Below are 26,941 nucleotides of genomic sequence, written 5' to 3' on the forward strand. Positions count from 1 at the left end.
GGGGTTCATGCAAACGGGTTCACAGTGCATAATCATGGTTTACCCTCAGGAGTCCGTCAAAATGCCTTTGCCCCAGCCTTCGCTTCCCATGTCGGGGCCCCGCCTTGCCATGGCCGCCTTGCTGCTGTCCACACTGACAGCCTGTGGCTACAAGGGTCCGCTGTACATGCCACCGCCGCCACCGCCAGACGCCTCGCTTACCGCGCCGCCGTCCAGCATACCGCCGGACGCCACCGAACAGGCTGATCCAAGCAACCCCGCCGCATCGAACAACACAGCAGAGCCCCAATGACCACATCGTCTCCCTTTGCGTTGCACCAAGGCGTCCTGCATGCCGAACAGGTGTCCCTGGCCAAGCTTGCCCGCCAACACGGCACGCCTTTGTATGTCTATTCCCGGCACGCCCTGCGCCAGGCGTGGCAGTCTTTCCAGGACGGCGCGGCCGGTCGCGATGTACTGGTCTGCTATGGCATGAAAGCCAATTCCAACCTGGCCGTGCTGAACGAGTTCCGTCAGCTGGGGGCCGGCTTCGACATTGTTTCCGGAGGCGAGCTGGCACGCGCCTTGGCTGTGGGCGCCGACCCCGCGCGCATCGTTTTTTCGGGCGTGGGGAAGCAGGTCTGGGAAATGCAGGCGGCGCTCGAAGCCGGGGTCAAGTGCTTCAATGTTGAATCCGAGGACGAGCTGCGGCGGCTGGACGAGGTCGCCCAGGGCATGGGCAGGCAGGCGCCAGTGTCGCTGCGCGTCAACCCCGACGTGGACGCACATACACACCCCTACATATCCACCGGCCTGAAGGAAAACAAGTTCGGCGTTGCCATCGAGGATGCCCTGCGCATCTATCAGCACGCTGCCACCATGGACGGTATCCGTATCGTTGGCGTGGACTGTCATATCGGATCGCAGATCACCGAGGCGGCGCCGTATATGGACGCCCTGGGCAAACTGATCGACCTGATCAAGGCGCTGGCGGATCATGGCATTGTTCTGCACCACCTGGATCTGGGCGGCGGTCTGGGCATACGCTACACCGATGAAACCCCACTGGCGCCCCGCATCCTGCTGGACCAGGTATTCCAGACGCTGGAAAAGCATGCGCTAGCGAACCTGCAGCTCATACTGGAACCGGGCCGGTCCCTCACAGGCAACGCCGGCGTACTGCTGACCACGGTCCAGTATCTGAAGCACAGCGATGCCCGCAATTTCGCCATCGTCGATGCCGCCATGAACGACCTGTTGCGCCCGACGCTCTACGAAGCATGGCATAACGTGCAGCCGGTTCAACCCAGGCCGATGCAGGACGACACGCCCCGATACGACGTCGTCGGCCCCGTCTGCGAAAGCGGCGATTGGCTGGCACGCGACCGCCAGCTTGCCCTTGAACAGGGCGATCTTCTGGCTATCATGTCGGCCGGCGCATACGGATTCACCATGTCCAGCCACTACAACAGCCGCCCGCGCGCGGCAGAAGTCATGGTGGACGGCGATCGCGCGCATGTAGTGCGTCCGCGGGAGAACATTCAGGCGCTGTTTGCAAGCGAAGCCATGCTGCCCGACTAAACGCTTCAGCGGCTGGCGCCACGCCATAGGCGGGTTGCCGGCTTGTTCCGCAAAACAAAATGCCGCTTCCTGAAGGAAGCGGCATTTTGCTCTGTGGATCGAACGATAAGGAAGATCGGGCGCCAATAAAAGCGGATGCGCCCCTATAGTTCGCCGTAGGAATGCAGCCCCGACAGGAACATGTTCACGCCCAGGAAGGCAAAGCTGGTGACAAGCAGGCCTCCCAGCGCCCAGTATGCCGCCATGGTGCCGCGCAGGCCTTTCATGAGCCGCATATGCAGCCACGCGGCATAGTTCAGCCATACGATGAGCGCCCACGTCTCCTTGGGATCCCACTGCCAGTATGTGCCCCAGGCGTCCGCTGCCCATAGCGCGCCCAATATGGTTGCCACGGTAAAGAAGGCGAAGCCGACCGCGATGGCGCGGTACATGATGTCATCCAGCACCTCCAGCGAGGGGAGGCGGGCTGCAATCGGACCGCGCAGGGCAAGGATGCCGCCTACGATGATGGCGCCGAGGCCGAAATACAGCATCCAGACCGGTGACAGTTCGCGCGAACCGAAGATCATGGGTTCGGCGCACAACACCGCCCCCAGAACAAACACCGGTATCAGCTTGCCGAACGATCTCGTCTGGCCGTGCTCCTTGATGAGATAGGCAAAACCCACCATGGCAGACAGCGAGAATGTGCCATAGCCAATGAAGTTGGCCGGCACATGCAGCTTCATCCACCAGCTCTTGAGTGCCGGCACCAGCGGTTGGATCTGGAAGGCGTCGCGCGTGAAGGAATACCACAGCAGAAACACCACCGCCGAGCTGATGACCATGAGCACGAAACCGCCCAGCGCGCGGGTTGCGTAGCGCCGCTCGTAATATAGGTAGAAAAGCGCCGTGATAAGCGAAAAGAGAACAAATACCTCGTAAAGGTTGCTGACCGGGATGTGGCCGATGTCCGGGCCGAGCAAGTGCCCTTCGCGCCAGCGCACCAGCATGCCCGTCATGCCGGCATATACGGCGCTCCAGGTCAGCACCGAGCCCAGCCATGCGGCCGTGCTGCTGAAGATGCCCACCCAGTAGCACACCATGGCCAGCACAAACAGCGAACACATCCAGAGTATGGCCGACTGGGAGGACAGCAGATACTTCAGAAAGAACACACTGTCCGCGCGCGAAAGATCGCCCTGGCTCAGGCCTGCCCCGCCGCTGTACAGCCAGATGGCAAACAGGGCGCTGAGCCCGCTTGCCACCATGAGCACGCGCAGCGGCCGCCAAAGCCATCCCAGCCAAGCCAGCACGACAACGGCGCCCGACAGGATCATTTTTTCGTAGTAATCCATGCTTGCGCCATAATTCGCCAGCGCATACGCCGCCCCCGCGGCAAGCAGCAGGAGAAAAACCGCATCCGTCCAATCGGGCTTGCCGCGCTGGCCTCGCCGGTCGCCGCTGTCTCTCGCGGCCTCCGGCCACATGGGCGCATGACTCTGCAGGGTGGACTCAGACATACGAAACCTCTTTACGTGGATAAGCGCCTGAATGCTTCCTTGAAGCGCTCGAACTCATGGTTGAAGTCCAGCGTGCGCCGCTGCGACGTCATTGCGGCCAGGACAGATGAGCCGCCTTCCCGCTTCTTGATCCAGATCCATATGCGCCGGTCGCGAATGTAGAACATGGAAAACACGCCGACAACAAGCAGCAGGGCACCCAGATACACGGTATTTTTTCCCGGACTGCGCGCCACCTGGAAAACACTGGCTTCTACCTGATCATAACTCTTGAGCGTCATGAGCACAGGCGCAGGGTAGCTGGGCAGGTTGGCCAGGGCCAGCAGCGCCGTCTGAACCCATTTCTCCGCGGCCAGCGCCTTCGGGCCATCATACTGCAACGGTTCGTCCCCCGCCCGTTCCCGCACGATATCGCGCAGCTCTGTCAAACACAGTTGTATCATGGGTACGGCGAAGCCCAGCACCTTTTCCCTGTCCTGCTCCGGTACCCGATCGATAATGCCCTCGAAGCCCGATTGGCGGAAGCTCTCGAGCGCGCCCCGCGCCGCTTTTTCCAGCAGCGGCTGCTGCATGTCGGACGTGGCATTTTTGGCGGCAAAGCGTCCCGCAGCCGCCTGCACCAGCGCGGGATCCCAAAGGGCGGCGCGCAGCGCAGCGAACTCCGCCACCGAGTTGTGCTCGTCGGCGGGTATGCGCAAATATCTGTAGGGCTGCGCCTCCGACTCCCGCACGCCGCTCAGGAACACGGTAACGCCGTCAAGCAGCATGGGCAGCATGTATGTGGTGTATTCGTGCGACTGGCCCTCGCTGTCCGTAATGCGGTACTGCACACTGGGGCCCACATTGCGCAGGTTCTCGTTGCGGGCGCCGCCGGCGCTACCCGTGACCGATGCCACGTGATCCATCAGGCCCTTGGGCTGGGGCGGCTCATCGCCGCCCATGTTCTCCACATTGATGACGCGCAGGCCGGTGAACTGCACGTTCAACGGCGCAGCGCCCTGCCCGCTGGCCGGTTCGATCTTCGTGCCATCGCCGACCTTGCCGTCAACTGGAAACGCATTGCCGCTGGCGCCCACAAGCGGATAGCCCGTCAGCATGAGCTTGCTGCCGCCATCGTCAAAGCTGGACTGATAAACCGTGACGCCCTTGTAGCGCAGCGGCTCGTTGACTTCTATCACGCGCTCAAATGATTTGCCCGTGGCCGGGTCGGTAACCTGTACCTGGCTCTTGAAGCTGCTGGGCATGCCCGTGGAGTAGTAATCCACCATGAACTTGTCCAGCTTGAGGGTGAATGGCAGCGGTTGAACCAGCACGCCGTTATCGACGGCCACGATGCCTGTGCTGCTGCTGCCGCCCTCGGGCACCAGCATGTTGGCGCGAAAGCTGGGATTGGCGGCCGGCAGCCGGCCCGACGCCGGCACATCGGAAATCAGCATGTTCTCGGTAATGGGGACCTTGCCGCCCAGCCATACCTGCAGGCGTATAGGCAACTCGCTGTCCAGCAGGCCGCCCAGGCAGATGATGACAATGGCGGTATGCGCAAAAATATAGCCCAGACGATTGGCACTTCCTTTCTTGGCCGCCACCATGACCGCATCTTCTTCCCGCCGCACTTTGAACCGGTACCCATGCGCGCGCAACCACGCCTGCGTCCGTTCCTGCAGCATCTGCGGAGCCAAGTCGCTATCGGTCTCCACGCGATGGTGGAAAGAACGCAGGCTGTTGGCGCGCACATATTCGCGAAAGGATTGCGCATCGCGCAGCATCTTGGGCGCATTGCGAAGCACGCATAGGGTGGTGGACACCACCAGAAAGCTCATGATGAGCAGAAACCACCAACTGTTGTAGACATGCCAGATGGAGAATTTGTCGAACACCGCAAACCAGAATGGACCGAAGCGGTCGATATAGGTGTTGGGGGCCTGGTTCTGCTGCAGCACCGTGCCGATCAGGCTCGCCACGCAGATGAACATCAGCAGGCTGACGGCAAAACGCATGGAGCCCATCAGCTCCAGCAGATCGGCCGGCAGGCGTTTTGCGGTGGAGAAGGATTTCACGTGCGTGGCTTCATAAAAAAAAGGGAGTGCCTCTGGCAGCCTCCCCCTGTGTCTTTCTTGGAATATGGCGGCAGCGGTCGCTGCCGAACCCTGCACCTTGCGCGCTTAACAGCCTAGCGCAGGCCCGCCGCGTAATCGGCCACGGCTGCTATGTCCGCATCGGACATGCGATCCGCGACCGCGTGCATGATGTCGCTGTTGTTCCGGTCGCCGCTGCGGAAAAGCCGCAACTGAGCCGCCAGATAATCGGGATGCTGACCAGCCAGGCGCGGAAACTGCCCTGGCACACCTGCCCCATTGGGCGAGTGACAGCCCGCACAGGCGGGAACATGGCGCTCAGGCAGGCCACCGCGCCATATGCGCTGGCCCAGGTCCATGGTGTCTTTGTTGGTGGCGGTACCCGCCTTGTCCCAATCAAGCTTTTGCTGGCTGAGATAAAGGGCGAGGTTCTGCTTGTCTTCCGCAGTGAGCGCGGAGGCAAACGGTGTCATGACCGATGGCGCGCCGTCGGGGCCGCTGCGCAGCGGCGGATGTTTTTCGCTCTGGGGAGCGAAATCCATGAGTTGCTTGGCGATGTACTCGTGGGGCATGCTGGCCAGATTAGGATTGGCCGGGATGGTGCTGTTGCCGCCAGCGCCATGACAGCTGGCACAGGCGACGATGCCGCGGGATGCGTCGCCATTGGTGAATAGCTGTTCTCCCTTGGCGGCATCGGGCCGGGCAACGGCAAGATCCGCTGCTTGAGCGAGCGTAAGAACAGACGGCACTACCACCAGGCCACAGGCCGCGATAAAACGGACAAGCATGCGCTTCATGAATACCTCGACGATCGGTGTGCGATCCGGTGCCATGGGCACCACAATGACAACGCCATTTTCCGCAAAATGCAGACCCCAAGGAATATGACGCTACTGTTTCAAACCTGCGATTATACAATAGCGGTTGAATCCAACCGCAGCAGGCCCACTTCGTGTCCATTTTGCATCGCGCCTCTTTCACCATATCGGCGGCCCGGCTAGACCAGCTTCCTCCCCCGTCGACCGCCGAGGTCTGTTTCGTGGGGCGGTCCAATGCGGGCAAGTCCTCCGCCATCAATGTGCTCACCAATCAGCGCCGACTCGCCTTCTCGAGCAAGACGCCCGGCCGCACAAGGCTGATCAACCTGTTCGGCATTCCCGATCCGGTGGAGCCTGGCGCACATCTTGGTTTCCTGGTGGATCTGCCAGGCTACGGCTACGCATCGGTGGCGCGCGAGGCGCGCGACGAATGGGCCGACGTCCTGGGCGGGTATCTGCGCGATCGCACGTCGCTGGCCGGTATCGTCATGCTTATCGATATTCGCCGCGGCGTCACTGATCTGGATCGCCGTCTTGCCGACTGGGTCGCGCCATCGGGGCGTCCGGTGCTTGCATTGCTCACCAAGGCAGACAAGCTTCCGTACGGCCAGCGCGTGCGCGCTGTGGCGGCCGTGCGCAAGGCGCTGGCCGACATCGGCACGCTGGATGCATTGCCGTTTTCAGCCACGCAACGCATCGGACTGGAAGAGGCCACCCATCACATTGAAAACTGGATTTCGCCCCAGGTCGTTCCCTGACGGCGACGTATACGGAACCGCATGCCATGACTGCTCTTATCCCCTCCACCTCTTTCCCCGGAACCCGCCTGCGCCGCAACCGGCGCGATGAATTTTCGCGCCGGCTCGTGCGCGAAAACGTGCTGACCACCAACGACCTCATCTATCCCGTGTTCGTGATGGAAGGCCGGGGCGTGCGTGAGCCCGTGCCCTCGATGCCCGGCGTAGTGCGCTATTCTCCCGACACCCTGCTGGAAGCCGCAGCGCAGTGCCTGGCGCTCGGCATTCCGGTGCTCTCGCTTTTCCCGGTAATCGACCCCGCGCTGAAAACGCCCGACGGCATAGAGGCCGCCAATCCCGATGGATTGGTGCCTCGCGTGGTGGCCTCGCTCAAGCAACAGTTCCCCGAACTCGGCATATTGACAGACGTGGCGCTGGACCCCTACACCAGTCACGGGCAGGACGGCGTCATCGACGACAACGGCTATGTCCAGAACGAGCCGACGGTGCAGATCCTGGTCCGCCAGGCCATGGTGCAGGCCGACGCCGGCGTGGACATCGTGGCCCCCAGCGACATGATGGACGGACGCATCGGTGCCGTCCGCCAGGCGCTTGAGGACAGATCGCATATCCATACGCGCATCATGGCTTATTCGGCAAAATATGCCAGCGCCTTCTACGGCCCCTTTCGCGACGCGGTGGGCTCGGCAAACAATCTGGGCAAGTCCGACAAGTTCACCTATCAGATGGATCCCGCCAACCGGCTCGAGGCCTTGCGCGAAGTCGAGGCCGATATTCGCGAAGGCGCCGATATGGTCATGGTCAAGCCGGGCCTGCCCTATCTCGACGTGTTGCGGGAAGTCAAGAATGCTTTCGGCATGCCCACCTATGCGTATCAGGTCAGCGGCGAATATGCCATGATTCAGGCCGCCTCGGCCAATGGTTGGCTCGATCACGACAAAGTGATGATGGAATCCCTGCTGGCCTTCAAGCGCGCAGGCGCGGACGGCATCCTCACCTATTTCGCGGTCGAGGCGGCCAAGCTTCTGCGCGCGGGTTAAGCGGGTTAAGGAAACGCGGGCCTGCTGGCGCCTTATGGGCGGCTGGCAACCACCAGCACCTGCGCGTCCACCTTGCTGGTGGTAATAAGCTTGTGGGGAATTTCGGAATCGAAATAGATGGAGTCACCCTTGGCAAGGGTGAACTTCCGGTCGCCAATGGTGATGCTGATTGCACCCTTGAGCACAAGCATGAACTCCTCGCCCGCATGAGGAAAGGAAACCGGCGCAGCCTCGTTGGCACGCGGCGGGTAAACCACGAATGGATCCATGACTCTGACCAGGCGGTTACCGGCCATGGCCTCGTAGCGATAGCCCTGCGACGGGCTGCCGCGATCAAGGGGTTCGCGCTCATTGCGGCGGACCACGCTGATGGACTCATCCTTGCCGTCGCGATGGGTGCCCATGAGTTCCGGAATGCCGATCTCATAGGCTTGCGCAAGTTTCAGGACGGTGGATATGGATGGCTCGCTGAGCGCCCGCTCCAGCTTGGAAAGATAGCTCTTGGTCAGGCCGGTGCGCTGCGCCAGTTGCTCCAGGGAGAACTGGTGCTTGCGCCGCAGCGCTTTCAAGCGGTATGGAAGATCGGTCATGGCCCTATTCAAGCATAATTGCACCTTCGACGGATGCAAGTATGCCTGATCGGCGGGTGGGATGCGCGGCCCGGCCGAACTGCGCCGGGCGCGGCCCCTTATCGCAGCAAATCGGGGTGCCGGGCCAGCGCCTTGCGCGCGTAGTATTCGAAGCCGATCTGCGAGCGCCGGGGGCGCAGTATCCAATCATGCGCCTCGCGGCCCAGCTCGGGTGCAATGGGCTTGATTTCGCCCGCGCCCATGGCCAGGAGCTGCATGCGCGCGGTGCGCTCGAACTGCAGCGCCAATACGCAAGCTTCCTCAATGGAAGTGGCCGCCACCAGCATGCCGTGATGCGCCAGGAGAATGGCGCGTTTATCGCCCAGCGCGGCGGCAATGGTTTCCCCTTCTTCATTGCCGACAGGCACGCCTGGCCACGTCGGCAGGAAGGCGCAGTCATCGTAAAGCGGGCAGTTGTCCATGTGTGAAACCGCCAGCGGCACTTCCAGCATGGACAGCGCCGCGGCATGCAGCGGATGCGTGTGCACGATGCATTGCACATCGGGCCGCACGCGATAAATCCATGAATGAAAACGATTGGCAGGATTGGGCATGCCATGGCCCTCCAGGATCTCCAGATCCTCGTTGACCAGAAGTATGTTGGACACGCTGATCTCATCAAAACCCAGCCCCAGCCGCTGCGTGTAGTAGGTGCCCGGCTCATCGCCGCGCGCGGTGATCTGCCCCGCCAGCCCCGAGTCATGGCCGCCGTCGTACAGCACGCGGCTGGTGATGGCCAGCTTCTCGCGCACAGACCGTTGGGGGATATCGAACCGGGCCTGCATCTGCGCCTGGGCGCGCGTCACCAGCTCGTCTTTTGAGAGTTCCATGGTATCTGACATAGCGTGTACTACCTGTTCTGGGGTGAAGGGATGCTGCGCCAGCCCGCGCAGCGTTCAGTCGCGGTGAATATCGGCTTCCTTGACGATTTTCTTCCACTTCGCAGTTTCCGCCTCGATGAAGGCCTGATACTCCGGCAAAGTGCCCGTATAGACTTCGCTGCCCTGCGCATGCAGCGCCTCCTGCAGATCCTTGTCGGACAACGACTTCTGCAAGGCCTTGCGCAAAGTCTGCACGACATCGTCAGGCGTGCCCTTGGGGACAAAGAAGGCATTCCAGGAACTGATCAGCAACTCCTTGTCCCCCGCCTGCGCGCTGGTTGGCACGCCCTGGGCGGCGGGTGAAGGCTGGGTTGCCGCCAGCGCCAGCGCCGTCAGCTTGCCGCTCTTCACATGAGGCATCACGACGGGAATCGCATCCATGGCCAGGTCCGTCTGCCCGCCTACGGCGGCGTTCACGGCTTCGCTGCCGCTCTTATAGGGTACATGCACAATATTGATGCCGGTCGTGTACTTGAGCAGCTCGAAACCCAGGTGCGGCGAGCTGCCTATGCCCGCCGAACCGAAATTCAACTTGCCAGGATGCGCCTTGGCATAATCAACAAGTTCCTGCAGTGATTTGACGCCCAGGCTGGAACGCGCCGCCAGCACGAAAGGCGAGCCCGAAACCATGCCGATCGGCACGAAATCCGCTGGATCATAGTTGATGGATTTCATGATCATGGGATTGACGACCTGGGTTCCCACCGTTCCCATGAATATCGTGTATCCGTCTGGCGCCGCTGTTGCGGCCGCCTGGGCGCCGATCGCCCCCCCGGCCCCTGCACGATTGTCCACGACGACGCTCTGACCCAGCGCGCCGGCCAGCTTCTCGCTGACGTGGCGCGCAATAAGATCCGTAATGCCGCCCGCACCAAAGGGCACGATCAGTTTTACGGCCTTATCCGGATATGACGCGGCCGCCGCTGCGCCCGGCACGACAAGCGCGGCGCAGGAAGCAGCGAGAATGCCGGTGCAAGCCAGTTTTCTGATAAACGTCATGTCTGCTCCTTGTTCTATAGTTAATAATGTAATCTATAGGACACATTGTGTCTTTAAAGCAAACTTGTGTCAACTCAGCAGGCATGTAGCCGGCGCGTGAAAGCGCGAGCATCATCACGTAAAGTCAAGTTCCAGCTGGCGCGCGATACGGGCGGTATCGGCACCGAACTCGGGCGGCAGGCGCCGCAGGCTGGCGGGCGTGCGGGAAAGCTTGATGGGCGAGGCAATGGCGCGGTAGCTTCCTTCTTCGAGTACCATGCCGCGATGTCGCGTATGCGGATGCTGCATGAGTTGCTCCACGTTCAGCACCGGTGCGGCCGGAACGCCATGCTCGAGCAGGGTCTGGGCCAACCCGGAAGCACTGTGTCGCGCAAGCAGCCCAATGAGGATTTCCTTGAGCGCATCGCGATTGACAAGCCTGTCGGCGTTGTCGATGAAGCGCTCGTCCCTGGCCACGCCGGGCTGGCCAAGTTGGTCCATCAATTGTGCGAACTGACGATTGTTCCCCACTGCCAGAAAGATGTCTCCGTCCGCGGCGGGAAAGGTATCGTAGGGACAAATATTGGGATGAGCATTGCCGGTCCGCTGCGGCACCTTGCCACTCATGAAATAGTTGGCTGCGTGCGGATGCAGGAGCGAGATTGCGCAGTCGAAGAGTGTGATGTCCAGAAACTGCCCCATGCCGCTGCGCTGCCGCTCATGGATGGCCAGCAGTATGGCCAGGGCCGCGTTCAGGCCGGTGACCATGTCCACGACGGGCAGGCCCACGCGCGTGGCATCTCCGTCGGGCGTGCCGTTCACGCTCATCAGGCCGCACAAGGCCTGCGCGCATGCATCATAGCCCGGCAACCCGCCCAACGGCCCATCTGCACCAAAACCACTGATGCGGCAATGCACCAGCCGAGGGTAGCGCCGCTGCAGCACATCCGGCCCCAACCCCCATTTCTCGAGCGTCCCTGGCTTGAAGTTCTCGACCAGCACATCCGCATCGGCCAGCATGGCTTCCAGGAAGGCCTGGCCCGGCTCGGACGACAGATCCAGCGACAGGCCATGTTTATTACGGTTGACGCCGATGAAGTACGACGCCGTGCCATCCCGGAACGGCGGACCCCAGCCGCGCGTCTCGTCGCCGGAAGGCGGCTCCACCTTGAATACCTCGGCACCATGGTCGCCCAGAATCTGGGTGCAATAGGGACCGCCCAGCACGCGCGACAGATCTACCACCTTGCAACCCTGGAGCGCGCCACCCGCTTGTCGATGTTCTTGCATGGCCATGTCAGTTCAGTGAAATACCCGCGGTCTTGATGACCTTGGACCATTTGTCCACTTCGCTGTCGATGAATTTCTTCAGCCCCTCCGGTGTCTTGTCCTCGGCCTGCACTATGCCCTGCATGGCAAGCGCACTGCGGATCTCGGGATCGGACAATGCGGCGGCAAAAGCCTTGTTGAGCCTTGCGACGATGGGCTCGGGCGTGCCGGCGGGCGCCACAATGCCGAAGAATACGCTCACGTCGTAGCCCGCAAGGCCCTGCTCATCGAGCGTAGGCAGGTCGGGCAAGGCATCCGAACGCTGCGCGCTCGCAAGACCTATGGGACGCAGCGCCCCCGATTTCACATGCGGCAGGGCCGTCAGGATATCGGTGAAGGCCATGGACACCTGCCCGCCCAGCAAGTCATTCAATGCCGGACCGGTGCCGCGATACGGCACATGAAGAATCGACGTTCCAGCCATCTGATTGAACAGCACGCCCGCCAGGTGCGAGGAGGCGCCATTGCCGGATGACGCGAAGCTAAGCGCGTCGGGATGCGCCTTGGCATAGGCAATGAGTTCCTTAAGACTGTGGGCGGGCACCTTGGGATTCAAGACCAGGATGTTGGGCAGGTGTCCAATGCGGATGATGGGCGCAAAGCTCGTGCGCGGATCGTAGCCGAGGTTTTTGTACAGGCTGATATTGATGGCCAGCGGCCCCGAGGTGCCGAACAGAATGGTGTAGCCGTCGGGTTTGGCATGCGCCACATAGTCCGAGCCGATATTGCCGCCAGCGCCGGCCTTGTTTTCCACCACGACGGTCTGCCCCAGCTGGCTGGTGAGCGCATCCGCGAGCCGGCGCGCGAGCGCGTCGGTCGGGCCGCCCGGCGGAAACGGCACCACCAGTTTGACTGGCTGCACCGGATAATCCGTGGCGGCCATAGCGAGGCCGCCGAAACCAAGCGCAGCCAACGGCAGCAGCAATGCTGCAAGCAGTTTCTTCAACATGTTGTCTCCTTCTTCGTATGGAAATGTACGGTTAGGCTCAGCCGGCGTGTGCCAGCAGCGTGCCGTAATCGGGTTGGGGCAAGGGTGCGGCGCAGGGGTTGCGGACCGCGAGTCTGTGTATCAGGACCAGGTCGGCCAATTGATTGCGGCTTTCAAGGCCAGGGTGGCGCGCCTCGCTGCGCAGCGCGGCCAGAGACACCACGTTGTACAGGGCGGATGCGGCCTGCCGGGCGAAGGGGGAGTTCTCGTCCGGCGCCGCCTCGGCCGCAAGAGACCATGCCTGCGCAAGCGCGGCCGCCTGTGCCTCAGCCAGCGCGTTCGGGCATGCGGCCCCTTCGCCCAGAAGCTGCGCCACATGCGCCCGCAACGCATCCAGGCACTGGTTCTTGCGAATGGCGCGCAGGACGTCCAGCGCCACGATATTGCTGGTGCCTTCCCAGATGGAGCCCAGATGCGCATCGCGCATCAGGCGCGGCTCCACCCACTCTTCGATATAGCCGCAGCCGCCGCGTACCTCCATCGCGTCGCCAGTGACCTTGCGCGCGTCGCGGCAGGCGCGGAACTTGATGAGCGGCGTCAGGATGCGCACCAGCGTCTTGGCCTGCGCGTCGCCGCTGTCTGCGCGGCCCAATGCCATCGCGGTCTGGTACATAACGGAGCGGGCCTGCTCCGTCGGCACCATCATCTTCACCAGTTGGCGCTGCATCAGCGGCATGTCCACCAAGGAACGGCCAAATGCGCGGCGATTGCGCGCAACGTACAGAGCCTCGGTCAATGCGCGCCGCATCAGTCCGGCAGCGCGCATGCCATTGGAGAGGCGAGAGTTGTTGACCATATCCGCCATTTGCTGAAAACCGCGCCCGCGCTCGCCGATTAGCCATGCGTGGGCGCCTTCCAGGCGGATTTCGCCGCTGGCCATAGACCGGGTGCCCAGCTTGTCTTTCAGGCGCAGAATTCGATAGCGATTGTGACTGCCATCGGGCAAATCACGGGGCAGCAGGAACAGCGAGACGCCCGCCAGACCTTCACGCTTGTCACTGCGCGCCAGCACCATGGCAAAGCCCGCATCGGGGTTGGAGCAGAACCACTTGTCCCCGTACAGCCGCCAACGCCCGTCGCGCTGTTCCTCGGCAACGGTCTGCGTCGCACTGACATCGGAACCGGCCGCCTGTTCGGTCATGAACATGGCGCCCTGGCGCAGCGTGTCGAAATCCAGTGCCGCCACCTGCGGCAACACTTTGTCCACCAGATCCTTGCTGCCGAAGCGGCGCAAGGTGCGGGCCAGGGAATCCGTCATGCTGACGGGACAACACAGCCCGAATTCAGCCTGAACGAACAGATGACTGAGTGCATACTTGGCCACCGGCGGCATGGTGTCGTGCCAGCCCAGAACGCCCGGACGGTGCGACATCGCTGCCAGGCCGTACCGGCTGTAGGCCGCGCGCTCCAGCTCGATGTAGTCGGGATGCTTGACAACGCGGGACTCGTCCTCGCCGCCACGATTGCGCACAGAAAGGACGGGCGCATTCTGGTCGGCGCTGCGGGCGAGGGCATCGAGACGCTCCCCCGCTTCCTGGCCGAGCGCCTCGAAGTGCGGCAGCAGGTGGCTGTACAGATCCGGCGGCAGATACGCCCGCAGCAGCGCCTTGCTGTAGGGATCTGCCGTAAACAGGTTCTGGCCGAAAGAATCCGGGATATTGGATGCCGTGCTGCGCAGGGTATCCTCATGGGGAAAAGGACTGTTCATGACGGTGCTCCGACTCGGTTTGAGCCATGGTAGCGCCGGCGATATATTCAAACCAATACTGTTTTCATTTACATCTATACAGCAAAAGTATAATTGGCACATGGAAATCGACACACGCCTGCTGCGCTACTTTGTGGCCGTGGCGGAAGAACTCAGCTTTAGCCGGGCAGCGCAGCGCCTGCACATATCCCAGCCGCCGCTGAGCTACGCAATCCGGCAGTTGGAGGACAGCCTGGGTGCCCAATTGCTGGTGCGCACCAGCCGCCAGGTTGCGCTCACGCCCGCCGGGCGGGCGCTGTACACCGAGGCAGTATTTCTTCTGCGCCGCAATGCCGATCTGCACAGCCTGGTCACCCGCATACATGAAGGACTGCAGGGACAGTTGAAAATAGGCTTTGTCGGCACCATGCTGTACCGGCGGCTTCCCACGGTCCTGGCTCAGTGCAGGCAGCAGTACCCTGGCGTCGAACATGTACTCTTCGAGCTCAACTCGGCAGAACAGATCGATCTGCTCGCACGCGGCGGCCTGGACATCGGTTTCATCCACGCCAATCCCGTGCCCGAAGCGGTCGGTTGCGTGGAACTGATGCGCGAGCCTTTTTCCATTTGCCTGCCCGCGCGGCACCGGCTGGCCAGCCGGACGCGGCTGGATCTGTCCGAATTGGCCAAGGAGGACTTCGTGTTCTTCTCGCGGGCATTCTCGCCCGTGTACTATGAAACCCTGCTGGCACTGTGCGTGCATGCGGGGTTTCTGCCCAAGGTCAAGTATGAATCGCGCCACTGGCTCAGCGTGGCGTCGCTGGTGTCGCAGGAGATGGGCGTATCCATCGTGCCGTCATGTCTCTCGCACAGCGGCCTGGCTAATATTCGGCTGCTGCCCTTCCATCATCGCCAACGATCGGTAACCAGCCTGATCTGGTCGAAATCCCCGTCGTCCCGCATACGAGAGAACCATGTGGCCTTGATACGACAGGCCTACGGGTTATCCTCGGGCAACAGCCAGGCGTGAGGGCCCAGCCAACCCGATGCAACACCTGGCGCAAGGCGTCACGATGCCTTCTGATTTCCCGCCTGATCCAGAACGCGGGACAACACCGCGCCGAACTGCGCCGCGTTCTTGAACCCCACCACGCGTGCCTCAGGCAGCGGCCTGCCCTGCGCGTCAAAGAAGATAATGCCGGGCGGCCCGAACAGGTCGAAACGCTTTAGCAGCGCGCGATCCTGAGGGGCGTTGCGCGTGACGTCCGCCCGCACCAGTACAAAACGCGACATCAATTGCGCAACTTCGGGGTCGCTGAAAGTGTAGCGCTCCATTTCTATGCATGACACGCACCAGTCGGCATAGAAATCCAGCATGACCGGCCGGGCCGTATTCGCCAGCAGATTATCCAGTTCCTGCGTGCTGCCAACCTGGGTAAAAGCATGGGTTGCAACCGGCCCGGCGCCGGCGGCAAGGCGGGAAGCCTCCCCTGCCGCAAGCGGAGCAAGAGGCCGCAGCGTATCGCGGCCACCCAGCGCCAATCCCACGATGAGCGCGCCGGCCCACAACGCAAACAGCAGCCCCACCGCCCTGCGCAACCCTGGCCATATGCCGGCCCCGGTGGCATCAGCCGGCGTATCGTTGGTGCCCCGGCGACCGAACGCGCCCAGCAACACAGCACTCCACAGCGCCAACAGGGCCCAGCCAAGCATGCCCAGCCAGGCCGGCACAACCGAAGTCATCATCCACCATGCCGTGCCCAGCAACAGCATGCCAAACAAGGCCTTGATGCCATCCATCCAGGCGCCCGCTCGCGGCAGCAGCATGCCCGAGGACGCGCCAACGGCCAGCAGGAGCAGGCCTTCGCCCCAGGCGAGCGCAAACAGCGCACTGCCGCCCAACACGACATCACCGGTCTGGGAAATGAACAGCAGCACGCCTGCCAGAGGGGCAGCCACGCACGGCCCCACCACCAGCGCCGACAACATACCCATGGCAAACGCGCCGCCGTAATGGCCGCCTGGAATGCGGGAAAGCCTGCTGTTTAGCGCGGATTGCATGCCCACCGGTGCCTGCAGCGTAAAAACGCCGAACATGGCCAGGGCAAGGATGGCCAGCAGGAGGGCGAACAGCGTCAGGACCCAGGGCGCCTGGAGCCAGGCGGCCAGACTGGCCCCGATGAGGCCCGCCGCGACACCCAACGCGGTATACACAATGGACATGCCCAGTACAAACGCCGCGGCAAGTGACAGCCCGCGCCAGCGTGTGGGCCTTGTGCGCGCCGGCGCCGCCTCACGCTCGCCTGCGGCGTCCGCCTGTGCGCCGGCAGAGCCGGCGAGTATGGCCATCAGGATGGGCACCATGGGCAGCACGCAAGGTGTGAAGGACAGCAGCAACCCGAGCACCAGGCAGGCCAGCATGATCTGCAGCCAGCCTGCATCGCCCAGCCAGCCCGCAAAGCCGGCGTCATTCATGTCCAGCGCGCCCGCCAGACCGGAGGAGGCTGCGGGCGCGGCACCGCCTGCTGGCGCGTCCACCTGGGGCGCGGGTGGCGGCACGTGGTCGGTGGCGCCCTTTCCGCTGACCTGGTAGCCGCCCGCCACCGGCGTCAGCGTCAAGGTATGCGTATCGGGCGGGTAGCACAGGCCGGCCTCCGCGCACCCCTGGCCCGTGACGCCCACCGTGATCGGCGTGGCAGCGCCGGGCTTGAGCGGCAGCAGAATGGTGACCTGGTCGTGATAGACCTCCATGTCCTCATCGAAGGTGGGATCGTACTTGACGATACCCTGTGGGAACACGGGCTGGCCAAGTACATTGGCATCGGCGGGCTGCGTCTCGAATGCGAAGCGCTTGCGGTACATGTAGTAATCCGGCGCAATCCGGAAATGCACGGCGAGTTCATCGGCGCCTTGCATGGCCGCGGAAAAGACAAAGGCGTCTTCAGGATCGAGATAGTCGTCGCCGGCGATGGCCGTGCCTGCATGCAGCCATGCCGCAAGAAACACCAGCAGCGGCGCGAGCCAGCGCGCCCATGCGCGGGCGCGCATCCGGCAGTCATCCTCGGCGCCGACGCGCACCGCCCTGTCCAAGGCAGGCGTCGCATCGACCTGGCTTATTTTCCCAACCTGCAACCCGATTCCTGACATGCAAATAATATCCTGTGACACATACTAGCCTTGCGTTTGGCTGCGCACCCATGCGAGGTAGTCCTGTCCGCCGCCCATGACCGGCAGAACAAGCATTTCCGGCACCTCGTACGGGTGCAGCGCCCGCAATCGATCCATCAGCGCGGGGACCCGCGCTGCGGTCGTTTTCATGACTAGGGGTATTTCTTCCGTTCCCTCGAGCTGGCCCGCCCACATGTACATGGACAGCCCCGCCGCACCAAGGTTCACGCACGCGGCGTGACCCTCTTCGACCAGCACGTGCGCAATGCGCTTGGCCAGCAGCATATCCGGTGCGTTGCTGAGCACGATAACGACCTGCTCCGCGCCGGTTTTTTCCCTGGGTGCGGGTGAACAGCCGCCGGTGCTGCTGGAACCGGCATGAAGCGGATCATCGTGGCTCACTGGCATGGTCCTGGCGGATATCAGACATCAAGGCATTGTACCCATTCGCCGGCCAGGCAGCCTGCGTCAGTCCACCACCTTCAATGGCACTGTACGGTGCACGGCCCTGCCCCGCGCGTCGATGGCAACAACCACGGGCATGTTCTCGACCCTGAACTCATAAATGGCCTCCATGCCGAGGTCCTCGTACGCAACGACGCGCGCCGCGCGCACCGCCCTGGATACCAGGTAGGCGGCGCCGCCCACCGCCATCAGATAGGCGGATCCGGCTCTGCGTATGGCATCGATCGCCTCGGGAGCGCGTTCGGCCTTGCCTATGGTGAGCAACAGCCCAGTGCGCTCCAGCAGCGCGGGCAGGAACCTGTCCATGCGGGCCGAAGTGGTGGGCCCGGCCGGCCCCACCGCTTCGCCAGGAACGGGATCGACCGGCCCGACATAGTAAATGGCCCGCCCCCGCAGATCGACCGGCAGCGGCTCGCCACGCGCCATGCACTCCGCCATGCGCTTGTGGGCCGCGTCCCGCCCCGTGAGCAGCTTGCCTGTCAGCAGCAGCAGGTCGCCCGCGCGCCAAGTGGCAACCGTTTCGGCGGACAGTGTATCCAGGTCCACATGGACGCCATCCTGCAGCGGCATATGATCGGGTATGCCGTCCCACAAGGACGGATCGGGCGTACTCAGGCTGGCGGGACCCGATCCATCCAGCCTCAGCGACGCGTAGCGCGTCGCCGCACAGTTTGGGAGAATGGCCACCGGAAGCAGGGCCGCATGCGAAGAAGCCTGTTCTATCTTCACATCCAGCACCGTCGTATCGCCGCCCAGCCCCTGTGCGCCGATTCCCAGCGCATTGATGCGGTCATACAGCGTCAGCCGCAGGCGCTCAAGCTCGTCCGCCGGTCCTCTTGCGCGCAAGTCATGTATGTCTATGGGGCTGAAGAGCGACCGCTTCGCCATCAGCATGGCCTGCTCGGGGCTCCCGCCCACGCCGACGCCAAGCACGCCTGGCGGACACCAGCCCGCGCCCATGCCCGGAATCTGGTCAACTATCCAGTCGGCCACGGAATCGCTGGGATTGAGCATGGCATACCGGGCTTTTACGTCGCCGCCGCCCCCCTTGGCCACAACGATGAGATCAAGCGTATCGCCTTCGGTCAGCGTGACGTGCACCACAGCCGGCGTGTTGTCGCCGGTGTTGCGCCGGTCGCCAAGCGGCGCGCGTATCATCGACGCCCGAAGCGGATTTGCCGGAAGCCCATAAGCCTGCGCGACCGCGCGGTTGGCCAGGGCTTGCAGGCTGGGCGTGGGGCCGCCGTCTGCGGCACAGACACGCACATCCATGCCCATGCGCACGAAGACATGCGCCACGCCCGTATCCTGACAGACAGGCCTGTGCCCCGTGGCGGACATTCTGCTGTTGACCAGGAGCTGCAGCAGGGCATTGCGCGCGGGGGCGCTGGTTTCGCTGTCGTAGGCCCGCCTCAATGCGCGGACGAAATCCGCCGGATGGTAATAGCTGATGAACTGAAGCGCATCGGCAATGCTTGTGACGATATCCTGCGCATTGATATGGCGAACCGGCATGCGATCTACTTCAGGCTGATGCCCGCCTCCTTGATGACCGGCGCCCAGCGCTTTCCTTCCTGTTCGGTGAAAGCCTGGAATGCCTTGGGTGAGTATGCCTCATCCGGTAGCAGCTTGATGCCCTGTTCAGCCATGCTGCCGGTGAAGGCCTGGTCCTGCATCACCTCGCGGTAGGCCGCATAAAGCGTATCAATGACCGCTGGCGGCGTGCCCTTTGGCGCATACAAACCATACCATGTGGCCACTTCGAAACCCGGCACCGCTTTTTCACCTATGGTCGGCACGCCGGGAAACTGCGCCATACGCTCCGATGAAGTCAGCCCCAGCGCGCGTACCTTGCCGCCCTGCGTCTGGGGCAGCGCTGTGTTGGTCTGGTCGAACATCGCGTCCACCTGTCCACCCATCAGGTCATTGAGCGCAGGGCCCGCACCCTTGTAGGCAATTGGCTGCATCTTGATGCCGGCCTTGTTCGCGAAGAGCGCCGCAACCAGGTGAGAGGTCGAACCGACGCCGGCATTGCTGAAGTTGAGCCGGCCTGGATTGGCCTTGGCAAAGGCCACGAACTCGTCGATGCTGGCGTAGGGCGAGCCTGCACCGACCAACAGCACAAGCGGCGTATCCGGAAAACGGAATACGGCCTGAAAGTCCTTGACGGGGTCGTAGCGCAAGGATTGATACAGCGAGGGCGCCGCGGCCATGTAACCGATGTGTCCGACTAGAAATGTGTAGCCGTCCGGCTCGCTGCGCGATGCCTTTGTGGCGCCTATGGTGCCTCCCGCGCCGGGCACATTCTCCACCACAATGGACTGTCCCAGTTCTTCCGACACCTTGTTGGCGATATTGCGCGCCATGGTATCGGTAGGGCCGCCCGCCGAGAACGGTACTATCCAGGTAATGGCGCGATCGGGGTATTGGCCCGCCGCCTGCGCGGCGGATGCCACGCCGAACAGGGCGGTTGCCGCCATGGCTGCTATCCATTGCTTCATATCTGTCTCCTGATTGTTCGCCGGAATCGAATCCGGACGGTTTGTTGAAATGCCTCAAGCTCCCGGCTGGCGGCACATGCGGTCGACCATGCGCGGCGCGCTGCCGAGATATCGCGCCGGGTCGCACAGGCGTTCTATGGCGGCCTTGTCCAGATGCGCCAATACGTCGGGCTGCCGACACAGCACTTCGGCCAGCGGCCGCCCCGTTTCGGCAGCCTTCCGGCAGGCCTGGTACACGACATCGTGGGCAGTCTGACGACCCAGCGCGGGTGCCAGTCCCATCATGACCGCTTCGGCCGCGATGAGCCCGCCCGTCAGATCAAGATTGCGCCGCATTCTTGCGACATCCACCTCCAGCCCGGCAAGCATGAAACCCGCCTGGCCCAGGGCGCCTGCCGTCAGAACGAAAGCTTCCGGAATTGCGGACCATTCGATATGCCACGGCCCGGTGGCCCGTTCGAAATCGGGCATCATGGCGTCCAGCGCGAGCCCGGCGTGCTGGCGAACCATTTTTGCCGCGCTCCACATCAACTCGCAGGAAATGGGGTTCCGCTTCTGCGGCATGGTGCTGGACGCACCGCGCCCTTGCACAAATGGCTCGAAGGCTTCGCCGATTTCGTTGGTCATCATCAGCATGACATCCAGGGCTATCTTTCCGAGCGAGCCGGTGATCAGACCAAGCAGTTGCACCGTCTCGGCCAGCCCATCGCGCGCCACATGCCATGTGATCGGACTTGGCGCCAGGCCCAGCTCCTGCGCAAGCGCCTCGTGCACCGCCAGACCCTGGTCTCCCAATGAGGCAAGCGTGCCCGCGGCGCCGCCGAACTGGAGCAGCAATACCCGCGGTCTCATCTGCTCAAGGCGCTCCCGGTGGCGTCGCACCATCAAGAGCCAGACGGCGGTCTTGTAGCCGAAGGTAATGGGCAGGGCATGCTGCAGATGCGTACGCCCCGCCATGGGGGTGTCTCGGTAACGCGTGGAAAGATCGGACAGCAGCGTATCGAGGCGTTCCAGGCCTTGCTCGACGAGGAGCAATGCATCACGAACCTGCAGCACCAGCGCCATGTCCATGATGTCCTGCGTGGTGGCGCCCCAGTGCAGGTACTCGCCTTCGGGACCGCATATGGTCGATAGCTGATGCACCAGGGGAAGTATGGGATAGCCCACTATCTCTGTTTCGGCCTTGAGCGCAGCCATGTCCAGCTTCGCGGCATCGGCGCGCTCCGCAATGGCCCGCGCGGCGTCCTGGGGAATGATGCCCATCCGTCCCTGGACCGCCGCAAGCGCGACCTCCACCTCGACGTAGCGGCGCAACGTCGCCTCATCGTCGAAGACGGCACGCATTGCAGCGGTACCGAACATATCCCTGTAGATCCTGGATTCAAGAACGGAAATGGCCATTTAATTGTCCGTATTTATTAAGTTGTCCGAACATTTTAGGACCGAGCTAGTAATATGTCAATTTTTCGCACGCTTGCCATACATGACATGACCGCACTCCGATTCACCGAGCTTGCCGCGACGCTGGCGCGCCGCATTGCGGACGGCGACTACCCGGTCGGCTCGTTCATGCCCACCGAAAAGGCGTTGATGCACGAATTCGACACCAGCCGCCACACCGTTCGCGCTGCGATGCAGCAGCTCCAGGATGCCCGGCTGGTTTCGCGCCGCCGCGGCAGCGGCACGATTGTGGAAGCCACCGCGTCTCCGCCCGGCTTCTCACAGTCGCTGAGTTCGCTTGAAGACTTGATCACGCTCGCGGCCAGCAGCCCGCGCCGCCTGCTTTCGGTTACGGAAGTGGTTGTCGACCTGGAGTTGGCGGCGCAGCTTAAAGTGCCGGCCGGATCGCGCTGGCTACGATTCAGTTCAACGCGGCCCTCGCCGGATGGCGCCCCCATGGTGTTCACCAATGTATATGTGGATGTCCGCTACCGGGATATCCGAAAGAAAGTGCGCGCATCTCCGGACGAGCTGATCTCCGCCCTGATCGAAGCGCACTACGGCCTGCGCATTACGTGCGTGAAGCAGGATATCGGCGCCTGCCTGCTGCAAGGAAAGGTGGCCGGCATCCTTGAAGCAAAGGATGGCTCCCCTGGCCTGTTTATCCTGAGACAGTATCTTGATGCCGCCCAGAAGCTGGTGGCCGTGTCCACCTCGCACCACCCGGCGGACCGTTACCAGTTTTCAACTACGCTGGTGCGGCAGAAGTAGCGGCTGGCCTTACTCAAGAGCGGGTTCGGAAACCACCGGCCAACCGTAACCGAACCCCCTGCCCGGCCCCTGCGTGCTGGCCTGCGGCCCAATGGGGTCGCGCATCAGCAACGCTACCGTCCACGGCGCGCTCCGGCGCTGGCGCATGAACACCTTGCTGCTCGTCGAAGCAATCTCGCCCACCCAGCGGACGTGCAAATCCGGGCTATGCGCCCTGACGGAAGGCTCGCGGCGACTTGCCGAACCGCGCCTTGAATTCGCGCGAGAAATGCGAGCTGTCCGAAAAGCCACAGCTGACCGCTATATCGGTAATGGCATCGCGCGTATTGGTGATGCGCCACTTGCCGTACTGAAGCCGCAACATGCGATGCACCGCCGCCGGCGTCATGCCGACGGCCGTCTTGAAGAGGCGCTCAAGCTGCCGGCCGCTCACTCCCACATGATCGGCAATATCCTGTACCGACGGCAGGTCGTCGATACGCTGCTCAATGTAATAGATCGCCTTGTGCACACGCGAGTCATTCACATGCTCGAGATCGATATAAAAGTGCGCCTGCGGCAGGCGCGCAGGACGAATGCTGTACAGCATCATGTGCCGCAGCGCCTGCTGGGCCTTGTCCCTGCCATAATGCCGCATCAGCAGATGCAGGCCCAGGTCGATCGCGGCAGTCGACCCCGCACAGGTAATCAGGCCGCCGGCATCGATGAACAGGTAATCCAGCTTGCATGGAATGCCGGGAAACTGCCTCTGGAACTCCTTGATGACATTCCAGTGCACACATACCGCACGCTGCCCGACCAGCCCCGCATAGGCAATGGCGAACGTGCCAGTGCATACACCAAGCAGCGTCACGCCAGCCTCGTGAGCGGCTTTCAGCCAGCGCGACAGTTTTGCGGAATACTGCCCATGGGTGTAGCTATTGCCACCGCACACCGCAACATAATCAAAGCCGGCAGGGTCCTGGAGATCGGCCAGTTCGCTATGCAGCGTACCGGCGCTTGATCGGCGCGGTTCGCCGTCCACGCTCATGATGTCCCAGCCTATCAGTATCTGCCTGCTTTGGCCGCCATAATCGGAGGCCAGCCGCAGGACATCCAGAAAACCGGCGAAAGCCGTCAGGGTGAATGCATCGAGCAGGACAATGCCCACCCGCAAGGGTCGCATGGGCGGCTCGGACTCGATGGGCGCTTGACCGACGGTATCATGGCTCACGGATATCATGACGTAAATATACTGTTTTTCGTCGTACTAATTCAATTTATATGCGGAGATTGCACGCACTATGAAGGCCTGTTACGGGGATTCGGACGCAGATCCAACGACAGGCCCTTCCATCAATGCACACATGGGCGCATTGCACGCCCTGGAGACAAACATGATCACCTCTGTTACCCGACTGGCTCCCGTCCTGCTGGCCAGTATTGCGGCGCTCGCCGGCACCTCCTCGGCCGCAGCGGCCGATGAAATCCGTGTCGCCTGGTACGGCGGCAGCTGGGGAGACGCATTTCAGCAATGCATTGCCGATCCATTCACCCAGGCAACCGGCGTAGAAGTCATTCCCGAAATCGGCACTTCGAACACCACGCTGGCCAAGCTGCGCCAACAGAAGGACAAGCCCACCATAGATGTGGCCTTTCTGGACGGCGGCATCAGCGAGCTCGCCGAGGCCGACGGGCTGCTTCGACCCATGGACCCCGCGTCCATTCCCAATCTTTCGGGACTGGCCTCTTCCGCACTGTACAAGGCTGATGGAAACGCCTTCGCAGCCAGTGTCGGCTACTACTCGCTGGGCATCGCTTACAACACGAAGGAAATCCAGGCTCCGCCGGCCAGCTGGGACGCGCTGTGGCAGGATGATTATGCTGGCGCCGTCACAGTCCCGTCGCCGGCCAACTCTTCCGGCATACCCTTCATTATCTTTCTCGCCAACATCTGGAATGTGCCGCTGACCGACCTTACGCCTGTCTATAAGAAGCTGGCCAGCCTGGACGTCTCGTCCTATTTCGACAGCTCGGGCGCGGCAAGCAATGCATTCCAGTCAGGCGAGGTAATTATCGGCGCTCACTTCAATGTCGCGGCCTGGAGCCTTGCGGATAAAGGACTGCCGATCGGCTTTGCCGTACCGAAGGAGGGCGTCTGGGCAACCGATGCGCGCGTGCACCTCGTAAAGAATTCACCAGCGCAGGCCAATGCGGAAAAATTCATTAACCAGGCAACATCGGCGGCATCTTCCCAGTGCCTGGCGAATACGCTTTATCTCGGCCCCGCAGTCAAAGGCGTAGCGCCCGACGCGGCCGCAGCGGACAAAATGCCTTGGGGCAAGAACGGCAGCATATCCAATCTGAACCTGCTTGACTGGGCAGACATCAACGCCCGACGCTCAAGCATTACAGATGCCTGGAATCGCCAGGTCGCCCGCCAGTAAACCCCGCCAACCACGGACGCCAACAATGGACGCTCTCCTTTCCGTCCGGAATGTTTCGAAAACCTTCCAGCGCAACTTCAAGGCACTCGACAACATCAATCTGGAGGTGCAGCAGGGTGAGTTCGTTGCGCTGCTGGGACCCAGCGGCTGCGGCAAAACCACCCTGCTGGCCACGCTGGCTGGCTTTCTGCAGCCCGACGCCGGAGAGGTGCATATCGAGGGGCGCAATGTCACCCGCATGCCGCCCCATCGGCGGCCGCTCAACACGGTGTTTCAGAGCTATGCGCTGTTTCCGCACATGACGGTTCTGGACAATGTGGCCTATGGCCCCATGAGAGCCGGGGTGCGCAAGCCACAAGCCCGTGAGCGCGCACGGGAATCATTGAAAATGGTCAGCCTGGACCACCTGGCCGACCGCTACCCGGCACAGATGTCGGGCGGGCAACGGCAGCGGGTTGCCCTGGCACGCGCCATCGTCAACCAGCCGCGGCTATTGCTTCTGGACGAGCCCTTATCCGCGCTTGACCTGAAGCTGCGCAAACGCATGCAGCTTGAACTCAAGGCGCTCCAGGAGAAGCTGGAAATTTCCTTTATTTTCGTCACGCACGACCAGGAAGAGGCGATGGCCATGGCTGACCGGATTGTCGTCATGAACCAGGGCGTCATCGAGCAGGCAGGGACCAGCGGCGATATATACAAGATGCCGCGCAGCCGCTTTGTTGCGGACTTTATCGGCGATGCGAATCTGCTCGAGTGTGATCGAGACGGCAGCAGGCTTAGTCTGCGCTGCTGCGGACAGCCTGCCGGCGCGCTTGATGCCGCGTCTGCCGGCCGCGACATGCTGGCCATGCTTCGGCCTGAGGATATACAGCTGTCGCGAACGCCATCAGGACTGGATCCGATGCTACACGCCGCAAAGGTGACTGGCGTGGTGAGCATCGGCAGCCACACCACGGTCTATCTCGATCTCAATGGAACGGCAATAGAGGCGCGGCGGCTTGGCGCAAACGATCTCGGCCTGAACAGGGGTGATGACGTCTATCTGCATTTACCCGCCGACCGCATACATCTGATCGAGGCGTGACATGTCGGCTCAAGCCTCTGTCGTCCTGAAGCTGATTTCGCTTCCGCTGCTCTTCTTTGCGGTCTTCTTCATGATTCCTCTTGGGGTCGTGCTGGTATCAAGCGTGATCGACCCCGCAAGCGCGCAGCCAACAGCTGCGCACTACTTGCGCATTCTCGCTGATCAATATCACTGGGAAGTCATACTGACCACATTCCGCATCGGCATGGCCACGACGGTCTTGTGTTTGCTGCTCGGCTACCCCTTGGCCTGGTATCTGGTGCGCATCGTACGGTCACCACGCTGGCGCAGAGTGTGCATCATTATCCTGATCGTGCCGCTGTTCACCAGCAACATCGTCCGGTCATTCGGCTGGATGGTCATGCTGGGCCGCTCAGGCGTGGTCAACGACGCGCTGCGCAGCCTGGCACTGATAGAGCGCCCCATCCGTTTTCTGGGCGCCGAGCTGGGTATTCTCATCGGTCTCGTGTATATCCTCCTTCCGTTTGCGGTGCTGTCGATCGGCACAGCGCTTTCCCGGATGGACCGCTCCCTGGAGCGGGCGTCGCAAGACCTGGGGGCTCGGCCCATACAGACTTTTTTTCATGTGACGCTGCCACTGTCACTGCCAGGCGTGGCTTCCGGCGCAATCATGGTGTTTGCGCTGGCGGTGAGCGCTTACGTGACGCCCGCCTTGCTATCGGGCGGCAAGGTCACCGTGCTCTCCATGCTTATCTACCAACAGTACAGCACTGTGTTTGATTTCAATTATGGCGGTGCATTAAGCATAGTCTTGCTGGCACTGACACTCTCACTGGTTGCGCTTGCCAATCACATGGGCCGTGTAAAGGGAGAACAATGA

The 26,941-nt window shown here is 62.3% G+C and carries 24 protein-coding genes; 9 read left to right on the forward strand and 15 right to left on the reverse strand.

From position 1 onward, the window contains the following. The first annotated feature begins 61 nt into the window (after positions 1 to 61). Complete coding sequence (lptM, locus tag ERD78_RS12345) at positions 62 to 292, forward strand: LPS translocon maturation chaperone LptM (protein ID WP_209019983.1); 231 nt, start codon at positions 62 to 64, stop codon at positions 290 to 292. Further along, positions 289 to 1,560 carry a diaminopimelate decarboxylase gene (gene lysA, locus ERD78_RS12350; protein WP_129969587.1) on the forward strand — a complete coding sequence of 424 codons (1,272 nt, stop codon included), beginning with the start codon at positions 289 to 291 and terminating at the stop codon, positions 1,558 to 1,560. Before lptM ends, lysA begins: the two co-directional genes overlap by 4 nt. A 143-nt stretch (positions 1,561 to 1,703) precedes the next feature. Here the strand turns inward: lysA and ccsB are convergent, their stop codons facing one another. The 3 genes from ccsB to ERD78_RS12365 form a co-directional block, all read right to left on the reverse strand. Next, on the reverse strand, positions 1,704 to 3,062 hold the full coding sequence (gene ccsB / locus ERD78_RS12355) for a c-type cytochrome biogenesis protein CcsB (RefSeq protein ID WP_167668922.1): 1,359 nt from the start codon (positions 3,060 to 3,062) through the stop codon (positions 1,704 to 1,706). Between the two features lie 11 nt (positions 3,063 to 3,073). Next, positions 3,074 to 5,068: a cytochrome c biogenesis protein ResB gene (locus ERD78_RS12360; protein WP_371734589.1), complete on the reverse strand. Its 1,995-nt coding sequence runs from the start codon at positions 5,066 to 5,068 to the stop codon at positions 3,074 to 3,076. Between the two features lie 164 nt (positions 5,069 to 5,232). Continuing rightward, positions 5,233 to 5,934: a c-type cytochrome gene (locus ERD78_RS12365; protein WP_129969725.1), complete on the reverse strand. Its 702-nt coding sequence runs from the start codon at positions 5,932 to 5,934 to the stop codon at positions 5,233 to 5,235. Positions 5,935 to 6,089: 155 nt separating this feature from the next. Between ERD78_RS12365 and yihA the strand changes: the two genes are divergently transcribed. Further along, complete coding sequence (gene yihA, locus ERD78_RS12370) at positions 6,090 to 6,713, forward strand: ribosome biogenesis GTP-binding protein YihA/YsxC (protein ID WP_129969588.1); 624 nt, start codon at positions 6,090 to 6,092, stop codon at positions 6,711 to 6,713. A gap of 26 nt (positions 6,714 to 6,739) precedes the next feature. Continuing rightward, positions 6,740 to 7,753, forward strand: a complete 1,014-nt coding sequence (hemB, locus tag ERD78_RS12375; RefSeq protein WP_129969589.1) for a porphobilinogen synthase — start codon at positions 6,740 to 6,742, stop codon at positions 7,751 to 7,753. Between the two features lie 32 nt (positions 7,754 to 7,785). Here hemB and ERD78_RS12380 read toward each other — a convergent pair whose 3' ends face one another. The 6 genes from ERD78_RS12380 to ERD78_RS12405 form a co-directional block, all read right to left on the reverse strand. After that, positions 7,786 to 8,343 (reverse strand): helix-turn-helix domain-containing protein, encoded by a 558-nt coding sequence (locus tag ERD78_RS12380; RefSeq protein WP_129969590.1) that lies wholly within the window; start codon positions 8,341 to 8,343, stop codon positions 7,786 to 7,788. Between the two features lie 98 nt (positions 8,344 to 8,441). Continuing rightward, the gene (locus ERD78_RS12385) at positions 8,442 to 9,224 is read right to left on the reverse strand and encodes an aldolase (RefSeq protein WP_129969591.1); all 783 of its coding nucleotides are present in this window, start codon (positions 9,222 to 9,224) and stop codon (positions 8,442 to 8,444) included. A 54-nt stretch (positions 9,225 to 9,278) separates the two neighbouring features. Beyond that, positions 9,279 to 10,262 (reverse strand): Bug family tripartite tricarboxylate transporter substrate binding protein, encoded by a 984-nt coding sequence (locus ERD78_RS12390; protein ID WP_129969592.1) that lies wholly within the window; start codon positions 10,260 to 10,262, stop codon positions 9,279 to 9,281. Between the two features lie 114 nt (positions 10,263 to 10,376). Continuing rightward, positions 10,377 to 11,531 carry a CaiB/BaiF CoA transferase family protein gene (locus ERD78_RS12395; protein ID WP_129969593.1) on the reverse strand — a complete coding sequence of 385 codons (1,155 nt, stop codon included), beginning with the start codon at positions 11,529 to 11,531 and terminating at the stop codon, positions 10,377 to 10,379. 7 nt (positions 11,532 to 11,538) lie between these two features. After that, positions 11,539 to 12,519: a Bug family tripartite tricarboxylate transporter substrate binding protein gene (locus tag ERD78_RS12400; RefSeq protein WP_167668923.1), complete on the reverse strand. Its 981-nt coding sequence runs from the start codon at positions 12,517 to 12,519 to the stop codon at positions 11,539 to 11,541. A gap of 37 nt (positions 12,520 to 12,556) precedes the next feature. Next, the gene (locus ERD78_RS12405) at positions 12,557 to 14,266 is read right to left on the reverse strand and encodes an acyl-CoA dehydrogenase family protein (protein ID WP_129969594.1); all 1,710 of its coding nucleotides are present in this window, start codon (positions 14,264 to 14,266) and stop codon (positions 12,557 to 12,559) included. A 100-nt stretch (positions 14,267 to 14,366) separates the two neighbouring features. On the opposite strand from ERD78_RS12405, the gene ERD78_RS12410 reads away from it, so the two are divergent. After that, positions 14,367 to 15,275: a LysR family transcriptional regulator gene (locus tag ERD78_RS12410; RefSeq protein WP_129969595.1), complete on the forward strand. Its 909-nt coding sequence runs from the start codon at positions 14,367 to 14,369 to the stop codon at positions 15,273 to 15,275. Between the two features lie 38 nt (positions 15,276 to 15,313). Here ERD78_RS12410 and dsbD read toward each other — a convergent pair whose 3' ends face one another. From dsbD to ERD78_RS12435, 5 genes are all read right to left on the reverse strand, one after another. Further along, entirely contained in the window at positions 15,314 to 17,293 is a 1,980-nt protein-coding gene (gene dsbD, locus ERD78_RS12415; RefSeq protein ID WP_129969727.1) for a protein-disulfide reductase DsbD, read from the reverse strand. 123 nt (positions 17,294 to 17,416) lie between these two features. Then, on the reverse strand, positions 17,417 to 17,722 hold the full coding sequence (cutA, locus tag ERD78_RS12420) for a divalent-cation tolerance protein CutA (protein WP_280634117.1): 306 nt from the start codon (positions 17,720 to 17,722) through the stop codon (positions 17,417 to 17,419). 159 nt (positions 17,723 to 17,881) lie between these two features. Further along, positions 17,882 to 19,393 (reverse strand): fumarate hydratase, encoded by a 1,512-nt coding sequence (locus ERD78_RS12425; RefSeq protein WP_129969597.1) that lies wholly within the window; start codon positions 19,391 to 19,393, stop codon positions 17,882 to 17,884. Between the two features lie 5 nt (positions 19,394 to 19,398). After that, positions 19,399 to 20,379, reverse strand: a complete 981-nt coding sequence (locus tag ERD78_RS12430; RefSeq protein ID WP_129969598.1) for a Bug family tripartite tricarboxylate transporter substrate binding protein — start codon at positions 20,377 to 20,379, stop codon at positions 19,399 to 19,401. Between the two features lie 54 nt (positions 20,380 to 20,433). Then, positions 20,434 to 21,780, reverse strand: coding sequence for a class-II fumarase/aspartase family protein (locus ERD78_RS12435; protein ID WP_129969599.1), 1,347 nt, complete (start codon positions 21,778 to 21,780; stop codon positions 20,434 to 20,436). An 87-nt stretch (positions 21,781 to 21,867) separates the two neighbouring features. Between ERD78_RS12435 and ERD78_RS12440 the strand changes: the two genes are divergently transcribed. Beyond that, a complete protein-coding gene (locus ERD78_RS12440; RefSeq protein WP_129969600.1) occupies positions 21,868 to 22,590 on the forward strand; it encodes a GntR family transcriptional regulator in 723 nt (240 codons plus the stop codon). 205 nt (positions 22,591 to 22,795) lie between these two features. Here the strand turns inward: ERD78_RS12440 and ERD78_RS12445 are convergent, their stop codons facing one another. Then, positions 22,796 to 23,812, reverse strand: a complete 1,017-nt coding sequence (locus ERD78_RS12445) for a GlxA family transcriptional regulator (RefSeq protein WP_371734581.1) — start codon at positions 23,810 to 23,812, stop codon at positions 22,796 to 22,798. A 154-nt stretch (positions 23,813 to 23,966) separates the two neighbouring features. Between ERD78_RS12445 and ERD78_RS12450 the strand changes: the two genes are divergently transcribed. The 3 genes from ERD78_RS12450 to ERD78_RS12460 are packed head-to-tail and all read left to right on the forward strand — an operon-like array spanning position 23,967 to position 26,941. Continuing rightward, entirely contained in the window at positions 23,967 to 25,016 is a 1,050-nt protein-coding gene (locus ERD78_RS12450) for an ABC transporter substrate-binding protein (RefSeq protein ID WP_129969601.1), read from the forward strand. A gap of 25 nt (positions 25,017 to 25,041) precedes the next feature. Further along, entirely contained in the window at positions 25,042 to 26,100 is a 1,059-nt protein-coding gene (locus ERD78_RS12455) for an ABC transporter ATP-binding protein (protein WP_129969602.1), read from the forward strand. Position 26,101: 1 nt separating this feature from the next. Further along, a complete protein-coding gene (locus tag ERD78_RS12460) occupies positions 26,102 to 26,941 on the forward strand; it encodes an ABC transporter permease (protein WP_129969603.1) in 840 nt (279 codons plus the stop codon).

Source organism: Allopusillimonas soli (assembly GCF_004153445.1).
Lineage (GTDB): Bacteria > Pseudomonadota > Gammaproteobacteria > Burkholderiales > Burkholderiaceae_B > Allopusillimonas > Allopusillimonas soli.